Here is a 20,616-nt window from a genome sequence, read left to right as displayed (position 1 = left end):
CCTGTCTGCCCGTCCGGTCCACCATAAACCAGACATCGAACATGAGTACGATTTGCGCGAAGCGGCAGCTCAGACGGGCAATCGGGGTCGGGCCCCTGTCCGAAAACAACTCTTGTAACGGGGTGGGGAATCCAGCGACCGTGGAAGCACACGACCGCGGACACGGACGCGGACACGGAAAAGGGAGGCCATCGCATGGCGCGGGGGCGCGGGAGCGGAAACAACCGGCGTAACGACGACAACCACTCACGGGCGGCCCGGGAGCGGCGCGAGCACGAACGGGACCAGCGGCGGGACCGCGAACTCCGCCGTGATCTGGACCGCGACCGGCGGTGGGACCGCGAGCAGGAGCGCCGCGCGGACCGCTCCCTGGACCGCGAGCTGGACCGCGAACGCCGCCGGGAGGACGAACGCGAACGCCGCCTGGACCGCGCGTCCCGCCGCGACGCCGACCGCGACCGCGACTACGCCCGGGCCGCGCGCCGGACGAACCGGGGCGGCGGAGGTGGCGGCGGCCGGGGCGGCGGAGGCGCCCCGGTGGCGATCGGCCTGGTGCTGTTCCTGGCGGCGCTGATCGCCCTGCTGGGCTGGCTGGTACTGGCATAGCCCCCACCAGGTAATCTGCGTCCCGCGCCGGTGCGTCACCGGACGCATCACACCTTGGGAGACAGGCACCAGTGCCCCAGCGGATCACCTCTCGCAACGCCCGGTTCCAGCAGTGGCAGGCGCTGCTCACCAATCGCGGCAAGCGCCAGCGGGCGGGTGAGTTCCTGGTGCAGGGCGTACGGCCCATCTCGCTCGCGGTGGAGTACGGCTGGCCGGTGCGGGCGCTGATCTTCGACGGGAGCCGGAGCCTGTCCCGGTGGGCGCGGGAACTGCTGGGGAGCGTACGGACCGAGCAGTTCGCCATGGCCCCGGAGCTGCTGGCGGAGCTGGGCGAGAAGAACGAGTCCGCCCCCGAGATGATCGCCGTGGTGGGCATGCCGGCCGACGACCTCGACCGCGTCCCGGCCGGGGACGACTTCCTCGGGGTGCTGTTCGACCGGCCGACCAGCCCGGGAAACATCGGGAGCATCATCCGCTCCGCCGACGCCCTGGGCGCGCACGGCCTGATCGTGACCGGGCACGCCGCCGACGTCTACGACCCCAAGTCGGTCCGGGCCAGCACCGGTTCGCTGTTCGCCCTGCCCGCCGTCCGGGTGCCGTCGCCCCGCGAGGTGACCGACTGGCTCGCCGGCCGGCGCGCCGCCGGGCAACCGGTCGCGCTGGTGGGGACGGACGAGCACGGCGACCGCGAGATCTTCGACTTCGACTTCACCCAGCCGCTCCTGCTGCTGGTCGGCAACGAGACCACCGGGCTCAGCACCGTCTGGCGCGAGCTGTGCGACCACACGGTGCGCATCCCGATGACCGGCGCGGCGAGTTCCCTGAACGCGGCCAACGCCACGACCGTGGTCCTGTACGAGGCCGCCCGCCAGCGCATCGCCGCCCGGAACCACGCACCGCACACCCCGCGCTGACGCTGGCCGGCGCCCGGGCCCGGGCCTGGGCCCGGGCCGAAATCGGTTGTCCGCCTCTCCCCGGCCGCTGAGAATCGCGGGCATGCGACAGAACGTGCTGACAGCGGACCAGATCGAGCGGTTCGTCACCGACGGCTTCGTCCACCTCCCCGAGGCGTTCCCCCGCTCGGTGGCCGAGGAGTGCCGGGCATTCCTGTGGCGCGAGACGGGGCTCGACCCGGACGCCCCCGAAACCTGGACCGAACCGGTCATCCGGCTCGGCGGGTACGCGACGGAGCCGTTCGTACGGGCGGCCACCACCCCGCGTCTGCACGCGGCCTTCGACCAACTGGTCGGCGCGGGCCGATGGCTGCCGCGCGCCGGCCTGGGCACCTTTCCGGTCCGGTTCCCGCACCCCGACGATCCCGGTGACACCGGGTGGCACCTGGACGCCGGCGGGTACGCCCCCGAGGGGGAGAGCGGGTACTGGGTCAATCTCCGTTCCCGTGGCCGGGCGCTGCTGATGCTGTTCCTGTTCTCCGACATCGACGCCGATCACGCCCCGACCCGGATCAAGGTGGGCTCGCACCTGGACGTCCCGCCGTTCCTGGAGTCCGCCGGTGAACGCGGGGTCGAGTTCTTCACCCTCTGCCGGGCCATGGACGCCGCCGGCCGGCTCGACGCCCCCGACCGGCCGGAGGCGCTGGCCACCGGACGGGCCGGCGATGTGTACCTCTGCCACCCGTTCCTGATCCACTCCGGCCAGTCCCATCGCGGCACCGCCCCCCGGTTCATGGCCCAGCCGCCCCTGGAGCCGACCGGCCCGCTCACCCTTGACCGCGACGGCGGGGACGACGCGTACTCCCCCGTCGAACGCGCCGTCCGGCTCGGGCTGAGCGGTCACACCCCGGGCAGCGTGTCCTGATCCACCTCCCCCACCGGGGGCCGGGGCGCCCGCCGAAGCCTCAGCTTCTCGCGGCACTCCGGCCCCAGCCCCCACGTACGGGCCTCACGCCCGGTGAGGGGCCGCCCGCACAGGCGGCAGAAGACGGGGGGCCGGTCCCCACCGGCACCGGCACCGGCGCCCATCCCGGGCAGCCGCAGATCATCGCTGGAGGACATGCGACAGGTCTACCACTCCTCACCGGGGCGGCGGGGCGGTGGAGTCGCGGATGGTCAGGCTGGGGGTCAGCACCTCGTGCCGGTCGGTGCTCCGGGTGCCGCCCAGCCGCTCCAGCAGCAGCTCGACCGCGAGCCGGCCCATCACCGTACGCGGCTGGTCCACGCTGGTGAGCCGGGGCCGGACGGTCTCGGCGAGGGCCGTGTTGTCGTAGCCGACCACGGACAGCCGTCCGGGGACGGGCATCTCCCGCGCGTGGGCCTGGTCCAGCACCTCAAGGGCCGCCAGGTCGTTGACGGCGAACACGGCGGTGGGCGCGCCGCCGTGGCCACCGCTGTCGAGCAGCCGGCCGGCTTCCGCGGCCCGCCGCGCCGTGTCGTCCCCGATGTCGAACACCTCGGCGTAAGCGGCCAGTCCCAGGCGGCGCATGGCCGCCAGATAGCCCGCGCGCCGGGCCCGGGAGGCGGGCCGCGAACTGCCGGCCAGATGCGCGATCCGCCGGTGGCCCAGCTCCGCGAGATGGCCTACGGCCGCCGCCGCGCCCGCGCCGTCGTCGTTCGCCACGGTGTCCACCCCCGCCGGCACCTCCGGCGGACGCCCCACCATCACCACGGGGGCGCGGCGGGCGGCGCCGGCCAGCGCTGCCGCCGCCGGCCAGGAGCTGATCACCACCACCCCGTCGACGTTGAGCCCGAGCAGCACATCCAGCTGCCGCTCCAGCCGGCGCCGGTCCCGGCGGCCGTGCGCCAGCAGGATGGTGAAGCCGTGGGCGTCGGCGGTCTCCTCGACGGCCGCGACCACCTCGGTGTGGTACGGGTTGGCCAGGTCGGTGAGCAGCACGCCGAGCAGCATGGTGCGGCCCTGGACCAGGCCACGGGCCAGGGTGTTGGAGCGGTAGCCCAGCTCCTCCGCCACGGTCAGTATCCGGGCCCGGGTGGCGTCGCTGACCCCCTCGTCGCCGCGCAGTGCCACCGACACCAGGGACTTGGAGACGCCGGCCGCCGCCGCGATGTCCACGATCGTGGGGCGCTTGAGGCGGTGGGGGCGGTGGGGGCCCGGTGCGGGCGGTGTGTTCGATCCTTCCACCCCGTCATTGTGCCGCTCCGCACCGGCCGCCGGGCGTACGGACGATGGGAATCTGGAACGTTCCAGGCCCGTTCTCCCACGGTTCACTCCGCCGCCCCTCCACCACCCCTCCCCGTCCTTAGCGTCCTCGGCGGACGATGCTTCCGACCGAGCGAGGACCACCTTGGACACCCCTGTCACCCCCGCACTGCGCCACCGGCCCGAGGCGCTGCTCCTCGACTTCGGCGGCGTGGTGTTCCAGACCCGCAAACGCCCCGAGGGCCGCACCGACGTCGCCCGGCAGCTGCGCGCGGTCCTGGCGCGCGCCGGGCACGACGTGCCCGAGGCCACGCTGCTCGCCTCGCTCAACGCCGGACTCGCCGCGCTCAAGGACTGGAAGAACGCGGCGGGGCGCCGGCTGACCCCCGGCGAACTCGACCACCGCACCATCTGGACGGACTTCCTCGCCTCGGATCTGCCCGCCCCCATCCGCGAGGTGCTGGCGGGCAGCGCCGGCCGGCTGCTGGCGGAGATGTCGCCGCTGCTCTCCGAGCACGAGGTGCGCCCCGGCATCCCCGAACTGCTGCGCACCGCGCGGGAGCTGGGCGTACGGGTCGGCATGGTCTCCAACGCCCACTCGGGGCGCTCGCACCGCACCCTGCTGCGCGCGGCCGGGCTCGACACGTACTTCGGGGTGCAGGTCTACTCCGACGAGGTCGGCATCCGCAAGCCGCACCCCGGGATCATCGCGCTGGCCGCCCGCGCCCTGGACACCGAGCCGGAACGCTGCTGGTACGTCGGCGACACCCAGGACCGCGACGTGGTCGCTGGACGCCGGGCCGGCGTCGCGGCGGTGCTGCTGACCCGGCACCATCACACCGACACCCCGCCCTACCCTGTGACGGTCACCGCCGACGCGGTCTTCGACACCCCCGAGGGCCTGATCCCGGCACTGCGCGCCGCTGCCGCCGCCCCGGCACCCCCGGAGCGGCGGACCGTACGAGGGTCCATGCCGCCGGCACGGACCAAGACCCCTCACCACCCCCTCCCCGAAGCGCTGCTGCTGGACAACGGCGGAGTGATCGCCACCTCCACCGCCACCCCCGACGCACTGCGCGAGTTCGCCGTCCGGCTGGCCGCCCGCCTGGAGCGCGCCGGGCACGGCATCGGCGCCGAAGAGGCGCTGTCGGCGATCACCACCGGCCGGGCCCGGTACCGGGAGTGGAAGAAGAGCCACACCTCCGCCGCCGCCGTACCGGAGATCACCCCGGGCGAGCTGTGGTGCGAGCTGATCGGCCGCGACTGGTCGCCGCAGGTGAAGTCGCTGCTGCACGCCGAGGCGGCCGAGCTGACCCTGGAGTACGCGCGGGCCAAGAGCCACGCCCGGATGCGTACGGGTGTCCCCGAGGTGCTGGCGTTCTGCGCCGAACACGCCATCCCGGTCGCGATCGTGTCGAACACGGTGTGCGGGCGGTCGGTGCGCGAGGAGCACGACCGGTTCGGCATCGGCGCGCGGATCGGTGCCCACGTCTACTCGGACGAACTCGGCCGCCGCAAGCCCGATCCGGCCACGGTACGCGCGGCGCTGGCCGCGCTGGACGTGGACCCGGCCGGCTGCTGGTTCGTGGGCGACAAGCCCGGGCGCGATGTGGCCGCCGGCCGGCGGGCCGGCATCGGCGCGACGGTGATCGTACGCGGCGGGTCCACGGACGACGCCGGGATCGAGGCGGCGCTGGCCGGCCCCGCCGAGGAGCGCCCCACCCATGTGATCGGCGAGTTGTCCGACCTGCTCACCCTGTGGACCCCCTGAACCCCGCCACCCCGCCACCCCGCTCCGGAAGGGCAGCTCGATGTCCCAGACATCCACCACCAAGAACCCCGCCACCACACCCCCCAGACCCCGTTCCCGTGAACTGTCCAACAGCCAGAACCTGATGGTCTTCGTCCTGTCGATGACCCTCTTCGGCCTCGCCAACATCGTCACCGAGGTGCTGCCGGAGATCGCGATAGGCCCGGTCGAACTGTCCGTCTCCTACCTGGCGTTCGTGCCCGTCGTCATGGTCTCGCTGTTCAGCCCGTGGTACGCGGCGCTCGGCGCCCCGCTCGGCGAGATCGTGTTCGTCGACCTGCTGATGGGTGACTTCTCCGGCATCGGGGAGCTGGAGGGGTACCTCCAGATGTTCCTGGGCCTGTACATCGCCGGCTGCCTGGTGCGTGACCCGCGCCGCCGCCCACAGATCTTCCTGGCCGCCGCCGTCACCGTGTGCGTCGACAAGATGCTGTCGGCCATCGTGGACATCGGGAAGGTGCTGGTCGGGGTCGCCGACGCGGAGTACGTGGACGGGCTGCCCGAATCGATCCTGGTGCTCGAAGGCATCGGTTTCAGCACCGACTTCGTCATCAGCGGCATCCTCTTCGGCGCGCTGCCCGCGATGGCGCTGGCGCCCCGGCTGCACGGCAAGATCGAGCCGCTGCTGGGCCTGGCGCCGCGTACCCCGGACCGCCCGATCCCGCTGTCGGAGCGCGGCTCCGCGCGGTTCCTGCTGCTGGCGGTGTTCCTCGCCTTCGTGGCGACGATCGCGGCCTTCACCTCGGAGATCGTGGACAACTTCGGGGTGTGGGAGCCCGGGTTCATCGATCAGTACGGGCAGCGGTTCCTGTGGATCGGGGTGGCGGCGGCGCTGATCGCGCTGGCGGGTGTGGTGATCGCCGCCCGGGCGCTGGTCCGTTCCCGGCGCGCCCGGGCCGGTCAGGAGCGGTCCTCGTGACGGCGCCTGCGCCGACGCCGGCGATCGAGGTGGCGGGGCTCGGGTTCCGTTACCCCGGCGCCCCGGCGGACAGTCTGCGCGGGGTGGATCTGCGGATCGAGCGCGGCGACTTCGTGGCGGTGATCGGCGGCAACGGGTCCGGCAAGACCACATTGTGCAAGACCTTCAACGGGCTGGTACCGCACTACTGGTCGGGGGAGTTCACCGGATCGGTACGGGTGCTGGGCCGGGACACCGCCGAGTTGTCGGTGGCCGCGCTGTCGCATCTGGTCGGCTACGTCTACCAGGACTTCGGCAATCAGCTGGTGCGGCCCACGGTGCGGGACGAGATCTCGTTCGCGCCGGTCAACTTCGGCCATGCCGATCACCGGGAACGTACCGACGAGGCGATGGAGATGCTGGGCATCTCCGCCCTGGCGGACCGCTTCGTGTGGCAGTTGTCGGGCGGCCAGCAGCATCTGGTGGCGCTGGCCAGTGTGATGGCGCTGCGCCCCGAGGTGATCATCGTGGACGAGCCGGTCGCCGAACTCGACCCGTCCCGGGCGGCGGGGATTTACGAACGCCTCGCCGAACTCAACGCGCGGCAGGGCACGACGGTCATCGTCATCGAGCATCACGCCGAGTATGTCGCCCGGTTCGCCAAATCGGTGATCCTGATGGCGGACGGCGCCCCGGTGTGGCATCTGCCGACCCGTCAGGCGCTGGGCCGTACCACCGAACTGGACGCGCACGGCATTCCGGCCCCGCAGATCGTCCGGGCCTTCCAGTCCTTGGGCGAGCCGGGCCCGATCCCCCTGACGGTCCCGGAAGCGGTGACCCGGCTCGCGGGACGGATCCAGGAACGGGAACAGGAGCAGCGACCGGACAAGGGCCGGCCCGCCCCACCACCGCCCGCGCCCGGATCGGAGCCCCCGGTGGCGGAACTGCGCACGGTCACCCACGGCTACCGCGATGTACGCGGCGACCTGACCGTGGTGCTCGACGGGGTGTCGGTGACGCTGCGCCGGGGCGAGCGCGTCGCGCTGGTGGGCGGCAACGGCGCCGGGAAGTCCACCTTGCTGCGGCTGCTGACGGGGGTCCGGGTGCCCCGCGAGGGTACGGTGCTGGTCGGCGGCACCGACACCCGTACAACCGGCCCGGCGCAGCTCGCGGACCGGGTGTGCTACCTCTACCAGCGCCCCGAACAGATGTTCTTGAAGGACACGGTGCGCGATGACGTGGCGATGTTCCCCGGCGAACGCCGGCTGCCGGACACCGAGGAGCTGGTCGAAACCGTCCTGGAGCGGATGCGGCTGACCGAACTCGCCGACCGGGACGGCCGGATGCTGTCGGGCGGCCAGCAGCGCCGCGCGACCCTGGCCATCGGGCTGGCGACCCGCCCCTCCCTGCTGCTGCTCGACGAGCCGACCTCCAGCCTGGACATCGGCAGCCGGGACGCGGTGATCGCGATGCTGGCGGCGCTGGCCGACACCATCGAGTGCACGGTGGTGGCCACCCACGACATGCATCTGGTGGCCGAATGGGCGGACCGGGTGCTGGTCCTGGACGGCGGCCGGATCGTCGCCGACACCGGTCCGGCAGCGCTCTTCGCCGACCCGGAGCTGCTGAAGCTGATCCATCTGGTGCCGCCGCAGATCACCCAACTCGGCGCCGGCCTGGGCATGTCGCCCCCGCCGCTGTCGGTCCCCGAACTCCTCGCCCGGCTGGAAAGGACGAGCCCCGATGGCCCGTAAGGAACGCGATCGGCTCTCCGTCGAGTGGATCAAGCTGGAACTGGTGCGTACCGCGTACGCCACCCGGGGCGGCCTGCTGTCCCGGCGCGATCCGCGGGTGGTCATCGGCTGGTATCTGATCTTCGCGGTGGTGCCGTGGTTCACGCACAACCTCACCGTACTGATCGGCCTGTTCACGCTGGCCACCGTCGCGGTGGCGCTGAGCAGGGTGGGGCCGCTGGTGCTGGGCCTGTTCGTGATCGGCTTCGTGCTGGAGGCGGTGTACCTGCTGATCGCGGCCTCGTTCTTCGGCGGCGGCCTCGCCACGGTGCTGGCGCTGGCCGAACTGACCCTGAAACTGGGCACGATCAGCCTGGCCAGCATGGCGGCGTTCGTCTCGCTCGACCCGGAGAAGCTCTCCGACGCCCTGCTGAGCCTGCACGCGCCGCCCCTGCTCAGCTTCGGGGTGAGCTACGGCTACCGGATGCTGCCGATCCTGATGGACGAGTTCCACACCATCGTGGACGGCCACCGCCTGCGCTCGGCACCACTGCCGTCCAAGGGCCTGCTGGGCTGGCGAATCGCACTCCACACCGGCCGGACCGTGGTGGCGGCGTTCTATCCCCTGATGCTGAACACGGCCAAACGCACCCGTACGACGGTGGAGGCGCTGGAGACCAAGGGCTTCACCTACGCGATGGAACACAAGGACGGCCGCCGCATCAGACTGGCCCACCTGCGCGCCGACCGCTGGGACGCCGCACTGATCGCGATCACGGTCCTGGCGATCACGGCCGCCTTCTGGGCCGGCACCCACTGGCCCCTGCACGCCGGCACCCTGAACCAGTAGCCGCTATTCCTCCTGCTGCCGGGACCGCGCCTCGCTCAGCCGCTGAGCGATCGAGCCGCGCACCGTGGCCCGCAACCGCTCCCGATCGGCCGCCGCCGCGGCCGCCCGGTCCCCCACCATCAGCGGCCCCAACTCCCGCCGCATCCGCCCGATGACCTCATCAACCCGCCTCCCACTCCCCTCCCCTGGCTCCCGCACCCACTCCTCGATCACCCGCAGCCCTTCCAGAAGCAACGCCCGGTCCTCGGCCGTGATGCCCCGCAGGATGTCCGAGAGATCGGCCCCGGCGCCGGCGCCGGTGCCCGCGCTGCCGCTCCCATCGGCCCAGCGGTCGATGGCCGCGGCAGCCTCCTCCCTGAGGCGCTGAGCATCACGCCCTTGAGCGGTGGCGGAGACTGCCAGTGCTCGCAGGGAGTTGAGAAAACGGGTCGACACGTCAGTACGGTCGGATGCCATATCAGCCGCCAACTCCCTCGGGCGGAGACGCGTTGTCCAGCCGGGTCTTGACCTCGTCGATGATGGTCCAGCACTCCAGCCCGTAGCGCCAGAGGATGGGGAGATGAGCCATCGCATCGTCGGGGTCGATGAAGACAAAGGCAACGTTCTCGATGGGCCGTTGCGGGCCGAGTGCCTGATAGTAACGCACTGCGGAGGCATCCAGCATTTCTCTCGGAGAGACGTTCCGCCCGCTCACAACCACTTCGAATGTGCGGCTGTCCGACCGGTACAGACCTGGAATCTCGCCCCGGTAGACGTATTCCGTCTGAATGTAACCGCCCTCATCGGTGATGCCCATGAGCCGGTGCCCGGGCCGAGCCTGGGCATATGCTATTTCCGTGTCGAGGTCCAGGTCGTGGAACTGCACCAGCGTGGTGTCGTTCGCCCCGCTCAGGACGCGCCACGGACCGTTTTCCAACCACCGTCGGGACACCAGACGACGGTGGCCTTCACCTTTGAAGGAGCAGGCCCATCCGTGCCTGAAATGAAATCCGCCGAAGCTGGGAATCCCGGTGAAGGGCGGTTCGCCCATGGCCCATTTCTCGTCCCGGGCCTCGAACGACGCCACAGCAAAGGGTAGCTCGCTCAGCAGTTCGAGCACCTTCCGGGGATCACCCTTGAGGTCAAAAGATGCCCTGACGATCCGGTTCCGAGGGTTCGCAATCAGATAATACCGACCCCGCGGGTCCGACTGGGACCGAGCGTCGAAGAATGCCGAGACCCTGACCCCCGCCTGAAAGTGGCGTTCGAACCAGTCGGCCGAGACGTCCACCGGAAGCGAGTCCACACTCACCCTGCGGGGAATGGCGCCCCCCCAGAGTCTCCGCTCCCACAGGGCGTTGACCATGGCACCCACATCGGGGCCTTCCAACGCCATCGTGATCCTTCCCAGCATGGTTCGCTCTCCTCTGTTCGACGATCCGAACGAAAATGAGGGCCATCGGCCATCATTGATTCAGAAATTCTCTCAACTTTCTTGCCGTATCATTTAATATTCCTCCGCCGCCGTCCCGGAAGTCCAGTTCGCCGGCCTTGATCGGGTCGGGCCATTTTTCTCCCGCCGAATTATAGACTCGCACATTCAGCCGATCCGCATATTCGTCCAACAGCCCCCGCAGCCAGCTCAGATTTTCCGTCATCCCCCTGGGATCGAGAAAAACTATCTCAACTTTTTCGGGAACGGTATTGAGCCCCGGGACATTTTTGCCGATCAGGTGAAGATTATCCACCAACTGATGGCGGATATCGGAGTCATAGCGAGTGATATTCTTGACCTCGATGATTGTCGCGGTCTCGTTCGAATAGAAGTCGATCACGCGCTTCATGGTGATCCCAGGAACGTCGTCCGGCTTCACCACCACCTGCTCGACTATCTTCTTCTCATCACCCCCGTCCTCCCCGTCCTTCTTCTCCCCGCCCTTCCCATCGGTCCCGTTCTGCGAATCGGTCCCGTTCTGCAAAAGCTCACGCATCTTGTACCAATCCTCGCCCAGGTTCCCCTTGTCCTTCGGCCCGAGCATGGCGCTGATATCCATGAGCTGCCGATGGGTGACCACCGCTTTTATCATGTCATTTTTGAAATGAACTTTTGCCGGGTGTCTGACGCGGTCGTAATACATTCCCGACGGATTTTCCGGCATCAGTTCATAGAACTGAGAATCATTCTCGATGACTCCCAGCTCTTTCAATGCCCTGATGTATCCATTGAACTCGGGGCTCTCGTCCATCATGATCTGGAACGCCGTCGCCTGATCGGTGCCCTCCGGGAACTTCTCCGGCTCCTTTCGCTGGCCTATCTCCATTTCTATGGGCGGGTCCGCGCTCATGTCCCACCGTTTGACAACTCTAATATTGCCATCCACCTCCGCGCGATACTCCAAACTGTCCGATTCAAGGCGATAATGACCTCCGGGTGGCAAGTCCTTGGTCAGATCGGGAAACTTCTGGAGCATCTCCTTGGCCGCCGCCAGTTCCGGCCGGTCCGCGGCGACGTAGCCGCGGCCCGGGTCCAGGTTCCAGTCGCGCAGGGTGGCGGCGTGGGTTTCGAACTGGGTGGTCAGGGAGTGGAGTTCGGCTTCCAGTTCGGCGCGGAGGGCCGGGTCGGCGTCCGCCTTTGCGTAGGCGTCGGCGCGGTCGGCGATGATGTCGGGGAGTTTGCGCAACTCCAGACGGGCTTCCCAGGCCCGGGTGCCGACCGGTGGAGGGCCGTGGACACCCACCCATTCGGCCGCCTGGCGCAGGAGTTGGCGCACCTTCCCGGACAGGCCTCCGTAGCGCAGCATCGTGCGTGCGGTGGGGGCGTGCAGGCCGATGTCGGTGGGGGTGGCGGACGGGCCCGCTGTCATGCGGACGTTGGTGATCAGGCCGTCTTCGCCGAGGTCGTACTTCACCCGGACGGTTCGGCCGGGCAGGCTCGGGTCGATCGTGACGTCCACCCGGTCGCCCAAGGGGCCCAGCGCGGTGCGCAGTTCGGTCTCGATGCCGTCCTGGTCGCGCGGCCGTACCGGGCCGTCCGCGCTTCCCGTGCCGCCGGTCGGGTCCATCCGGGAGGCGTCCCACGAGGTGGCGCCGTCCGGGCCGCGACCGGGTTGGGGGCCACCGCCGGCGCCCGGGGCCGGGATGTCGACCTTGCCCGCCCCGGGGGCGGCCGGCACCTCCGGCCGGCCGGGGCCGTCCGGCGAAATGCCGGGCATCGACGGGAGTTTGATGCCGAGCCGGCCCAGGCCGGTCTCCACGGCGGTCGACACCCGGCCGGTCATCGCCTCGACCCTCGGGTGCGCCATCACGCCGGACACCGCCACCGATGTGGCGATCCCCAGCAGCGCGTCCTGCCACGTGTAATCGGTGCCGTTGAGGGCGGCGTCCGCCACACCGAGTCCGACCTCGACCACCACCTCGACGGCCATTTCGATCGTGACCCGGACCCCCGTTCCCAGGGCGGTCCTGGCGACGGCGGAGGACACCCCGCCGCCGATCGCCCCACCGATCGCCCCGAACAGGGCCGCCTGCCCCACCCCGTCCAGCAGGGGCTGGCCGTTGAGCGCGTTGCTGACCACGGCCCCCACGGCCCCCGCCGCCGCCCCGACCACCGCGCCGCCGACGATCACCCCGATCGTCGCCGCCGCGGCCCCCGCCCCCAGGGCCGCCGCCCCCGCCGTCACCGCGCCGACCACCAGCGGCCCGAGCACCAGCGTCAGCGCGATCACGACGACGATCACGATGAGAATGACGAGGACCGACTTCCAGCGCGGCTTGACCTGGTCGTAGGCCGCCTTCGCCTCTTTGTCGATGGTGGGGTGGATGTCGGTGGTGGCCGCCTTGTTCAGGCCCTCCGCGACGGCCTGAACCTGGGAGTCCGCCCCCTGCTGGAAGTTCCCGGCGAGCGTGGTGTAGGCGGTGCCGAGCCCGTCCACCACCTGCTGGTTGGCGTCCCGGTGCCCGGTCTGCATGGAGCGGGCCGCCTCGCCGTGGCCCTGCTGCACCTGCCGCAGCCCGCCGACCGTCTGCGCGGCGGTGCTGATCAGTCCCTCGCCCGTGGACGACGCGGTCTGCCGGGCCGACTCCGACGCCGCCTCGGCCGCCTGTGCCAGCGCCCCCGCCGCCTGCTCCGCCAGCGCAGCGAGCGAGCCGGCCGCCTGCCCGGCCTGGGTGCGCAGGCCCTGGGTCAGTTCCTCCAGGCGTTCGTCGAGCTGCGCGCCCGTCTGCTGGAGCGCCTCCTCCAGCTGTACGGGGTCGGGCGCCTCGTCCTCACCGAGGATCCGTACGAACTCCCGCAGGCTGCCGTCCAGTCCGCTGCGCGCCGAGGCCACGCCCTTGCCGATCGCGGCGGTGGCCCGGGCCGCGTTCCCCTCGGCCGCCGTACGCTGCTGCCCGGCCTGCGCCGTGATGGCCGCCGTCCTGCTGGACTGCACCTCGGTCAGGCTCGCCTCGGCTGAGCTCAGTGCCTGGCTGATCGTCTCCAGCGCCCCCGACCTTGCGGCCGCCGCGCTCTGAAGCGACTGGGTGTGTGCGTCGGACAGTCCGCTCTTGCTCTGTGTCAGCACCGTCCTGAGGGTTTTGCGGACGTCGTCGGCGACCTTCTTCACCGCGCCCTCGGCGTCCGAGCGGCCCTTGTGCAGGTCCTTGACGGGGTCGTCGACCGCCTTGGGCAGTTCTTCCCGGTACGCCTCACCGACCGCCACGGCCGCGTCGGCCTGTGCCTCGCACCGGTTGTCGGTCAGCGGGCCGTCCAGGAAGCTGTCGTCCCGGTTGATCCTTCCGGCCCGGAAGCGCTCGGCGCGCCCGGCGGCCGCGCCGACCGCCAGCGTTCCCGCCGTGCTCGCGGCGTCCCGCATCCGTTGTTCGGTGCGGGTGTACAGCGGTTCGAGCGCGGTCAGTTGGGCGTTCTGCCGGCCGGTGACATCCTGTTCGGAGGTGCGCAGCCCGCTCTCCATGCCGGTACGGGCGCCCGAGGTGGCGGTGTTCATGGCCGCGACGGCCGCCGCGTATCCGGCCTCCACCTGGCCCCGGGCGGCCTGCGCCTGCCCCCGCAGCTCTGACCGCGCGGCCTGCACCGCGCTCCGTACCGCCGAGGTGCCCGATGTCTCCGCGGACCCGATCCGTTCCAGCGCCGCCGCTCTGGCGGTCCGAACCTGCTGGGTCAGCCGGGAGCCGAGGGCGGTCAGTTCGGCCGATCTGGCGCGCCGGCCGGCGGAGAACGCGGCGACCTTCTCGGCGCCCGTCGCCCGGTCGGCCGCCAGCCCCTGCTGATAGTCCTGCACCTCCTCCTCGTGCTGCTCGGGGGACTGGCCCCACAGCGGGGGGAGCAGGGGCGCCACATCCAGTGCGGTGAAGCCGGGCTCTGCGGAGCCGCCGCCCGGCTGCTGCTGTCGCTGCTGGGCATCGGCGGGCGCGGTGCCGGTCCCGGGCCTGGGTCTGTCGGCCGGTTCGGTGCGGGAGTGCGGTGAGGGTTCTGGCGCGTTCGCCGCCACTACCGCGCGGTGTTCCTTGAGGAGCGACGCCGCGGGCCGCTCCCGCTCCCGGCCGGCCCGTAGTTCGCCCTGCCGGTCGGCCGTGGCGGCGGAGGCCGCCGCGGCCGCGCCGTCCGGCAGTCGCTCGGGTAGCGGGGCCGGGGGCGGGGCCTGCTGGGGCCGGACCCGGCGCGCCGCCTGCTGTTCCGCCCCGGCCTTCTTGATGGACGGTGCCCCGGGGGGCCGGGGGCCGGCGCCGCCTTCCGGCGGATCACCCGGGGCGGCGGCCGGAGCGAGGCCGGGGGCGGCCGTCCGCCGGTCCGGCGGGGCGCCGCCGCTCACCGCCTCCGGCTGTCCCTCCGGACCGGCGGCGAATGCGGTGGGCGGCGCCGGGCCCGGGAGCGGCCCGGCGCCCTGGCCGGAGGGGCGGGCGGCGCCCGGCCGCTGTGCCGACAGCAGTCGCGCCACGGCGGCGTTTCCGGCGCCGCGCTGTAATCGCTGGACCTGACGGGTGTTGAGCGGGCCCTCGACACGTTCGGCGGATCGCGGGCCTCGCTGATTGGCTGGCTGTGTCTCGTCCTTCTCGGGCACTCGGTCGTGAGCGTGCACCGCTGGGTGGTCCCCTCGGCGAGGCCGGAACCGTACCCTTCGAGCTTTGATCAACGCCTGCGAGCAGGTGAAGGACGTACGGGCAACGTCCCGGGCAGGCGCGCTGCGTCATCGGGCGGTCAACCGGGCAGCGGTGCGATGATCTACCCTGCGTTGTTCCGGAGTTGGGGTAGGACGGGCGGGGCACGATGGGGCTGGGACGGACGCTCAGGCGGGCGCGGGCGCGGGGGCAGGGCGGGCCCGCGGTTCAGGTGGTGCGGGAGGACGGTACGGGGCGGGTGTGCGAGGCGCGGACCGCGCCGCTCGTCGCGCCGGTCGAGCAGGGCAGCGCCGCCGACATCCCCTTCGTCAACGCCGCCGAGGCGCCCGCCGCGACCGTCATCCGGCGCAAGACCGGCGGGCGTTGGGTGGAGGTGAGCGCCGCCGCTTTCGCCGCGCAGGTGCTGGCCGTCGCCAAGGGGCTGGTCGCCGCCGGCCTCGATCCCGGCGGACGGGTCGCGCTCCAGGCGCGCCCCCGGTACGAGTGGGCCGTCCTCGACTTCGCCATCTGGGCGGCCGGCGGCCTGAGCGTACCCCTCCACACCACCGCCCCCGCCCACCAAACCGCCTGGATCCTGGCGGACAGCGGCGCCCAACTGGTCATCACCGACAAGGACCTGGACGCCGGCCGGCTCGACGAACTCGTCCGCCTCGGCGCCGCCATCAGCGACGACGAGGTGCACCGGCGGCGCGGCGCGCTCACCCCGCACTCCACCGCCACCATCGTCTACACCTCCGGCACCACCGGCCGCCCCAAGCCCTGCGCCCTCACCCACCGCAATCTGCTCGCCGAGGCCGGCAATCTCACCGAACTCCTCAAGCCCGCCTTCGACATGGTCAGCCGCCGCCCGCCCAGCACCCTCCTCTTCCTCCCCCTCGCACACATCCTGGGCCGTACGATCCAGCTCGCCTGCCTGTCGGCGCGCGTCGTCATCGGCCACTGCCCCACCGTGCGCCCCGCCGAACTACGCCCCGAACTCGCCGCGTTCCGCCCCACCTTCCTCGTCGGCGTGCCGCTGCTCTTCGAGCGGGTGCACGCCACCGCCCGGGCCACCGCCGAACGCCTGCGCCGCGCCGCCTCCTTCGACCGCGCCGACCGGGTCGCCGTCGCCTACGGGCGGCAGACCCTGCGGCACGGCCTGGGCGGCCCGCCGCCGCGCCCCGGCCTGCGACTGGCCCACGCCCTGTACGAGTTGCTCGTCTACCGCCGCATCCGGGCCGCGCTCGGCGGCCACGTACGGTACGCGCTCAGCGGCGGCGCGCCGCTGGACGCCCGCCTCAACCACTTCTTCCTCGGCGCCGGCATCGCCGTCTACGAGGGGTACGGGCTGACGGAGACCTGCGCGGCGGCCACCCTCGTACCGCCGCTCGGCCCGCGCCCCGGCACGGTCGGGCAGCCGCTGCCCGGCACGGCCATCAGGATCGCCGCCGACGGCGAGATCCACGTCAAGGGCCCCACCGTCGTCGCGGCGCAGGCGGCCGGCTGGCTGGCCACCGGTGACCTCGGCGCGCTGGACGACGACGGCTATCTGACGGTCACCGGCCGCAAGAAGGATCTGATCGTCACCAGCGGCGGCAAGAACGTTTCCCCCGCCCTCCTGGAGGACCGGCTACGCACCCATCCACCCATCGGCCAGTGCCTGGTGATCGGCGACCGCCGGCCGTTCATCGCCGCGCTCATCGCCCTGGACCCGGAGGCCCTCGCGCACTGGCTGCGGATGCGGCGGCCCCCGTACCCGCCGGACCTCCCCTTCGCGCGGCTGCGCGAGGACCCCGCGCTGCGCGCCCACCTCCAGCGCGCCGTCGACGACGCCAACGCCGCCGTCTCCCCCGCCGAGTCGATCCGCGCCTTCGTCATCGTCGAGGGCGAGTTCACCGAGGAGAACGGCCTGCTCACCCCCTCGTTGAAGGTGCGGCGCCCGGCGGTGGCGAAGGCGTACGCGCGCGACATCGCCCGCCTCTACACATAACTCCCGGCGGGTTCGACGGCCGTCCAGTCGATGATCTGTACGGCCGCCCCCGCCGCCTCCGACCCCCGGCAGTGCGCGTGGTGCCGGCGGTGGATGTCCGCCGGCCGCAAGTGGCCGTGGAACGCGGGCAGTACGAGAAGCCGGCGCGCGTACGCCCACAGCCACGGGTGCCCGGCGATCCGCCGCACGGTGTCCGCGCCCAGGTGCCAGCGGTGCACCGTGTCCAACTGCACCAGCGTCACCCACAGATGGACGTCGGCGGCGGTGATCTCCTCCCCCAGCAGATACGGGCCGCCGGGCGCCGACAACCGCTCCTCCACCACGTCGAGCGCGGCCAGCAGTTCGTCGCGGGCCGCCGCGTCGTCCGGCCGCTCGCCGGCCCGCTGGGCGGCGGCGCCGATGCCCGTCTCGAACAGCTCCCCCAGCGCCGCGATCTCCTCGTCCGCGCCGCACGGATACAGCTCGGGGGCGTCCGGGGCGCGGAAGTGGGTGGCCAGATCGCGCAGGATGTGCGGCGCGTGGTTGCTGACGATCCGCCCCGTCCAGCGGTCACGCAGTACGGGCGCGACGGCCGGGCCGTCCGTACCGTGCCGGGTGGCCTCGTACGCGCCGCGCAGCGCCGCGTACCCGCCGCCCCTCTCGTCGGGCACGGCGGGGAGTTCGGTGAGCGGAACGCTGTCCTCAAGTCCCAGGAGCGCGTGGGTGACGGCGATGCGCAGACAGCTCGGACAGGCGAGGGAGAGATGGAGATGGTAGCGGTGCGGGGCGGCGTGGAAGCCACGGCGGGCGTCGGAAAAGATCCGGCCCCGGAACTCCGGCGGCGTGTGGGACATGACTCTCCTCAGGGGCGGGGGCGCACGGGACGGTGGGAGGGCATGCGAAGGAGCGGCCACTCCCGGGGAGGGGCCGCTGGTGAAAGGTGCTACGCCGCGCTGGAGGTACGCAGCAGGTCGATGTGCCGGCGGGAGGTGAGCAGCGGCAACGGCAGCGGGCGCCGGACGGTGCCGGCGACGGCGGCACAACCGGCCCCCGGGCCACCACCGTTCATGAGCCATCCCCCCTCGCCGGTGCGGGTCCTGTGCCGGGACCAGCCCGGCACAGGATCAGGAAGCTGACCTCGGATCGTCCGTCAACGGACGGCCTCGGCAAGCCGCGCGTCGCGCTTGGCCACTTCTTCCCGGACGATCGGGATGACATGGCGGCCGAAGTCGATGGCGTCGCCGAGCAGGTCGTAACCCCGCGCCGAGATGATGTCCACTCCGAGGTCGTAGTAATCCAGCAGGGCCTGGGCAACCGTCTCCGGAGTGCCGACCAGTGCGTTGGAGTTGCCGGCCCCGCCGGTGGCGGCGGCGGTCGGCGTCCACAGCGCGCGGTCGTAGCGCTCGCCGCGCTCGGCGAGCGCGATCAGCCGCTGCGAGCCGGTGTTCTCCGGGTTGCGGCGCGGGATACGGGGGCCGGTGCGGATGGCGCCGACCGTACGGTGCGCCTTCTCCCAGGCCAGCTCCTCGGTGGGGGCGATGATCGGCCGGAACGCGACCTGGATGCGCGGCACTTCCTTCCGGCCGGCGGCGGCAGCGGCCTGCCGTACGGACTCGATCTGCTCGGCGGTCTCGGCCAGCGGCTCGCCCCACAGGCAGTAGATGTCGGCCTCGGCACCCCCGGCGGCGTACGCGGCGGCCGAGGACCCGCCGAAGGACACCCCCGGCCGGGGCTGCTGGACCGGGAAGACGTCGCTCACATAGTCCTGGAACCGGTAGAACTCCCCTTCGTGGTCGAAGGGTTCGCGGCTGGTCCAGATCTTCTTGACGAGCTGGATGTACTCGCGGGTACGGGCGTACCGCTCGTCCTTGGTGAGGATGTCGCCCTCGCGGCGCTGCTCGTGGTCGCTGCCGCCGGTGATGAAGTGCACGGTGAGCCGGCCGCCGCTGAGCTGGTCGAGGGAGGCGAACACCCGGGCCGCGTAGGTCGGGTAGGAGATGTTCGGCCGGTGGGCGAGCAGGATCTGGAGCCGGTCCAGCCTGCTCGCGAGCAGCGCGGCCCCGGTGGCGGGGTCGGGCGATCCGGAGCCGTAGGCGAACAGCACCTGGTCCCACCCGTGATCCTCATGGGCGCGGGCCAGCTTGATGGTGTACGCGGGATCGAACGCGCCGCCGGTACGCGGGGACGTCTCGGAGCCGTCGTTGGTCGCGGCGATGCCAAGGAATTCCACGGGCATGGTGAAGGAAGCCTCTCAAGGCGGTGAGCGGGGCGAGTCGGGCCGAGGTTCAACCGCACACGCAACAGTTCGCGGACCACACCCGACCGAAGTCGATATGCCCCCGAATCACCAACCGCCACCGAGGCCTCATCCCCCCAGTCCACCACCCCCTCCCCCACCCGTCAACCACCCCCAGTAGGGGCCGCGACAATGCACGGGAACCGCTGGATGATGAAGGGCGAACAGTTCCGCTCCTGGGTCGGCCCATGGCTCCAGGTCGACCGAGGAGAAGTCCGTGGCCCTGACAGAGAAGGACCTGCTGTCCGGCGAGAGCCTGCACCTCACGAAAAATGCGAACGCCCTGGTCAGCATCCAGGAAGCGGGGCTGAACCCGCTCGGGTCACGACGGTTGACGGCTCTGTTCGGCATACGTGGAAAGGAAGGCGTCGGCGGGCGGCTGTACGTGACCGACTACCGGCTGATCTTCCGGGCGCACCAGGCCAATCGCCTTGAGGGCCAGTTGAGTATCTTCCTGCCCGTCATCACGCAGATCCGGGACACCTCGCGAGGCCCCTCCCGACAGATCGAGGTCTTCACGGCCACGCGGCAGTTCGGATTCGTCGTGTGGGGAACCTCCTCATTGATCGCGACCATCGAAGGTCTCCGGCAGCCGGCTGCCCTCGGCCAGGTGGAACGGCTCGCCCGGATAGCGGGTGCGGAACGCACCAAGGTGGGCGCGGGGCTGCGAGCCACGGAAGCGGCCATGGCCCGGACGCCGAGCCTGGGTCCGTTCAAGCGCATAGGGGCGACAGGACTGGAAGACCTCCGGCAACTGGCCAGCCAACTGCGGAGCGATGATTGAGCCGCCCAACAAGGCGGCGCACCAGTCCGTGCCGACCCTCAGAGCAGATGGTCGGCCTTGCCGGCCTTGATGTCGCGGATCATCGTGGCGAGGGCTTCGCGGGTGTCCATGACGTACGCGTCCTCCTGACCGGCGACCGCAATGTAGGCGTTGCCGTCGGCATCCGTACCCAGGCGGAAGCAGTTGTTGCCTTCTCCACAGAATGCGTCTTCCCACACGATCTCGCTCAACGGGTCTCCTCTGTCAGGACGGCGGCAGCGCGCCCGCTGCCGCCCCGCAGCCTCTACAACAAATGGTCGGCCTTGCCGGCCTTGATGTCCCGGATCATCGTGGCGAGGGCTTCACGGCTGTCCATGACGTACGCGTCCTCCTGACCGGCGACCGCAATGTAGGCGTTGCCCTCGCCGTCGGTGCCCAAACGGAAGCAGTTGTTGCCTTCCGCGCAGAACGCGTCTTCCCATGCGATCTTCGTCAAGAG

The 20,616-nt window shown here is 71.4% G+C and carries 19 protein-coding genes; 9 read left to right on the top strand and 10 right to left on the bottom strand.

Translation table 11 applies throughout. The features are described 5' to 3' along the window. The first annotated feature begins 195 nt into the window (after positions 1–195). The 3 genes from AC5WRL_RS13330 (at position 196) to AC5WRL_RS13320 (ending at position 2,424) form a co-directional block, all read left to right on the top strand. Positions 196–606 (top strand): hypothetical protein, encoded by a 411-nt coding sequence (locus tag AC5WRL_RS13330; protein ID WP_496088679.1) that lies wholly within the window; start codon positions 196–198, stop codon positions 604–606. Between the two features lie 71 nt (positions 607–677). Beyond that, positions 678–1,520: an RNA methyltransferase gene (locus AC5WRL_RS13325; protein WP_496088678.1), complete on the top strand. Its 843-nt coding sequence runs from the start codon at positions 678–680 to the stop codon at positions 1,518–1,520. An 82-nt stretch (positions 1,521–1,602) separates the two neighbouring features. Continuing rightward, entirely contained in the window at positions 1,603–2,424 is an 822-nt protein-coding gene (locus tag AC5WRL_RS13320; RefSeq protein WP_496088677.1) for a phytanoyl-CoA dioxygenase family protein, read from the top strand. Here AC5WRL_RS13320 and AC5WRL_RS13315 read toward each other — a convergent pair. Both AC5WRL_RS13315 and AC5WRL_RS13310 read right to left on the bottom strand, forming a co-directional pair. Beyond that, positions 2,400–2,621 (bottom strand): DUF6011 domain-containing protein, encoded by a 222-nt coding sequence (locus AC5WRL_RS13315; RefSeq protein ID WP_496088676.1) that lies wholly within the window; start codon positions 2,619–2,621, stop codon positions 2,400–2,402. The two genes, AC5WRL_RS13320 and AC5WRL_RS13315, sit on opposite strands and share 25 nt — an antisense overlap. A 19-nt stretch (positions 2,622–2,640) precedes the next feature. Next, positions 2,641–3,705 (bottom strand): LacI family DNA-binding transcriptional regulator, encoded by a 1,065-nt coding sequence (locus AC5WRL_RS13310; RefSeq protein ID WP_496088675.1) that lies wholly within the window; start codon positions 3,703–3,705, stop codon positions 2,641–2,643. A gap of 163 nt (positions 3,706–3,868) precedes the next feature. Here AC5WRL_RS13310 and AC5WRL_RS13305 point away from each other — a divergent pair, with 163 nt between their 5' ends. The 4 genes from AC5WRL_RS13305 to AC5WRL_RS13290 are packed head-to-tail and all read left to right on the top strand — an operon-like array spanning position 3,869 to position 9,014. After that, the gene (locus AC5WRL_RS13305) at positions 3,869–5,494 is read left to right on the top strand and encodes an HAD family hydrolase (RefSeq protein WP_496088674.1); all 1,626 of its coding nucleotides are present in this window, start codon (positions 3,869–3,871) and stop codon (positions 5,492–5,494) included. A gap of 40 nt (positions 5,495–5,534) precedes the next feature. Next, positions 5,535–6,452 (top strand): DUF8171 family membrane protein, encoded by a 918-nt coding sequence (locus tag AC5WRL_RS13300; protein WP_496088673.1) that lies wholly within the window; start codon positions 5,535–5,537, stop codon positions 6,450–6,452. After that, positions 6,449–8,185 (top strand): ABC transporter ATP-binding protein, encoded by a 1,737-nt coding sequence (locus tag AC5WRL_RS13295; RefSeq protein ID WP_496088672.1) that lies wholly within the window; start codon positions 6,449–6,451, stop codon positions 8,183–8,185. The genes AC5WRL_RS13300 and AC5WRL_RS13295 overlap by 4 nt, the downstream gene beginning before the upstream one ends. Next, positions 8,175–9,014 (top strand): energy-coupling factor transporter transmembrane component T family protein, encoded by an 840-nt coding sequence (locus AC5WRL_RS13290; RefSeq protein WP_496088671.1) that lies wholly within the window; start codon positions 8,175–8,177, stop codon positions 9,012–9,014. The genes AC5WRL_RS13295 and AC5WRL_RS13290 overlap by 11 nt, the downstream gene beginning before the upstream one ends. Before the next feature lie 3 nt (positions 9,015–9,017). Here the strand turns inward: AC5WRL_RS13290 and AC5WRL_RS13285 are convergent, their stop codons facing one another. Genes AC5WRL_RS13285 through AC5WRL_RS13275 form a run of 3 tightly spaced genes read right to left on the bottom strand, consistent with a single transcriptional unit; the run spans position 9,018 to position 14,929 of the window. Continuing rightward, on the bottom strand, positions 9,018–9,449 hold the full coding sequence (locus tag AC5WRL_RS13285) for a hypothetical protein (protein WP_496088670.1): 432 nt from the start codon (positions 9,447–9,449) through the stop codon (positions 9,018–9,020). A 22-nt stretch (positions 9,450–9,471) separates the two neighbouring features. Beyond that, positions 9,472–10,407, bottom strand: a complete 936-nt coding sequence (locus tag AC5WRL_RS13280; RefSeq protein ID WP_496088669.1) for a hypothetical protein — start codon at positions 10,405–10,407, stop codon at positions 9,472–9,474. 52 nt (positions 10,408–10,459) lie between these two features. After that, positions 10,460–14,929: a hypothetical protein gene (locus AC5WRL_RS13275; RefSeq protein WP_496088668.1), complete on the bottom strand. Its 4,470-nt coding sequence runs from the start codon at positions 14,927–14,929 to the stop codon at positions 10,460–10,462. 329 nt (positions 14,930–15,258) lie between these two features. Here AC5WRL_RS13275 and AC5WRL_RS13270 point away from each other — a divergent pair, with 329 nt between their 5' ends. Continuing rightward, positions 15,259–17,079, top strand: a complete 1,821-nt coding sequence (locus AC5WRL_RS13270; protein WP_496088667.1) for an AMP-dependent synthetase/ligase — start codon at positions 15,259–15,261, stop codon at positions 17,077–17,079. Here AC5WRL_RS13270 and AC5WRL_RS13265 read toward each other — a convergent pair. From AC5WRL_RS13265 to AC5WRL_RS13255, 3 genes are all read right to left on the bottom strand, one after another. Beyond that, positions 17,070–17,912 (bottom strand): glutathione S-transferase C-terminal domain-containing protein, encoded by an 843-nt coding sequence (locus AC5WRL_RS13265; protein ID WP_496088666.1) that lies wholly within the window; start codon positions 17,910–17,912, stop codon positions 17,070–17,072. The genes AC5WRL_RS13270 and AC5WRL_RS13265 overlap by 10 nt on opposite strands. Before the next feature lie 89 nt (positions 17,913–18,001). After that, positions 18,002–18,127, bottom strand: coding sequence for a putative leader peptide (locus AC5WRL_RS13260; RefSeq protein ID WP_496088665.1), 126 nt, complete (start codon positions 18,125–18,127; stop codon positions 18,002–18,004). Between the two features lie 81 nt (positions 18,128–18,208). Beyond that, positions 18,209–19,294, bottom strand: coding sequence for an LLM class flavin-dependent oxidoreductase (locus AC5WRL_RS13255; RefSeq protein WP_496088664.1), 1,086 nt, complete (start codon positions 19,292–19,294; stop codon positions 18,209–18,211). Between the two features lie 277 nt (positions 19,295–19,571). Here AC5WRL_RS13255 and AC5WRL_RS13250 point away from each other — a divergent pair, with 277 nt between their 5' ends. Continuing rightward, complete coding sequence (locus AC5WRL_RS13250; RefSeq protein ID WP_496088663.1) at positions 19,572–20,138, top strand: PH domain-containing protein; 567 nt, start codon at positions 19,572–19,574, stop codon at positions 20,136–20,138. Between the two features lie 38 nt (positions 20,139–20,176). Here AC5WRL_RS13250 and AC5WRL_RS13245 read toward each other — a convergent pair whose 3' ends face one another. Both AC5WRL_RS13245 and AC5WRL_RS13240 read right to left on the bottom strand, forming a co-directional pair. Beyond that, positions 20,177–20,368: a hypothetical protein gene (locus tag AC5WRL_RS13245; RefSeq protein ID WP_496088662.1), complete on the bottom strand. Its 192-nt coding sequence runs from the start codon at positions 20,366–20,368 to the stop codon at positions 20,177–20,179. 53 nt (positions 20,369–20,421) lie between these two features. Next, the gene (locus AC5WRL_RS13240; RefSeq protein ID WP_496088661.1) at positions 20,422–20,613 is read right to left on the bottom strand and encodes a hypothetical protein; all 192 of its coding nucleotides are present in this window, start codon (positions 20,611–20,613) and stop codon (positions 20,422–20,424) included. Between the last annotated feature and the right edge of the window lie 3 nt (positions 20,614–20,616).

The organism is Streptomyces sp. NTD107 (assembly GCF_059510435.1).
This window is presented reverse-complemented; position numbering and strand designations above follow the sequence as displayed.

Bases quoted from the DNA above. Each gene is read 5' to 3' on its own strand.
- AC5WRL_RS13270 (WP_496088667.1), top strand. From the start codon at position 15,259: ATGGGGCTGGGACGGACGCTCAGGCGGGCGCGGGCGCGGGGGCAGGGC.
- AC5WRL_RS13315 (WP_496088676.1), bottom strand. From the start codon at position 2,621: ATGTCCTCCAGCGATGATCTGCGGCTGCCCGGGATGGGCGCCGGTGCC.
- AC5WRL_RS13290 (WP_496088671.1), top strand. From the start codon at position 8,175: ATGGCCCGTAAGGAACGCGATCGGCTCTCCGTCGAGTGGATCAAGCTG.
- AC5WRL_RS13255 (WP_496088664.1), bottom strand. From the start codon at position 19,294: ATGCCCGTGGAATTCCTTGGCATCGCCGCGACCAACGACGGCTCCGAG.
- AC5WRL_RS13265 (WP_496088666.1), bottom strand. From the start codon at position 17,912: ATGTCCCACACGCCGCCGGAGTTCCGGGGCCGGATCTTTTCCGACGCC.
- AC5WRL_RS13280 (WP_496088669.1), bottom strand. From the start codon at position 10,407: ATGCTGGGAAGGATCACGATGGCGTTGGAAGGCCCCGATGTGGGTGCC.
- AC5WRL_RS13320 (WP_496088677.1), top strand. From the start codon at position 1,603: ATGCGACAGAACGTGCTGACAGCGGACCAGATCGAGCGGTTCGTCACC.
- AC5WRL_RS13330 (WP_496088679.1), top strand. From the start codon at position 196: ATGGCGCGGGGGCGCGGGAGCGGAAACAACCGGCGTAACGACGACAAC.
- AC5WRL_RS13260 (WP_496088665.1), bottom strand. From the start codon at position 18,127: ATGAACGGTGGTGGCCCGGGGGCCGGTTGTGCCGCCGTCGCCGGCACC.
- AC5WRL_RS13300 (WP_496088673.1), top strand. From the start codon at position 5,535: ATGTCCCAGACATCCACCACCAAGAACCCCGCCACCACACCCCCCAGA.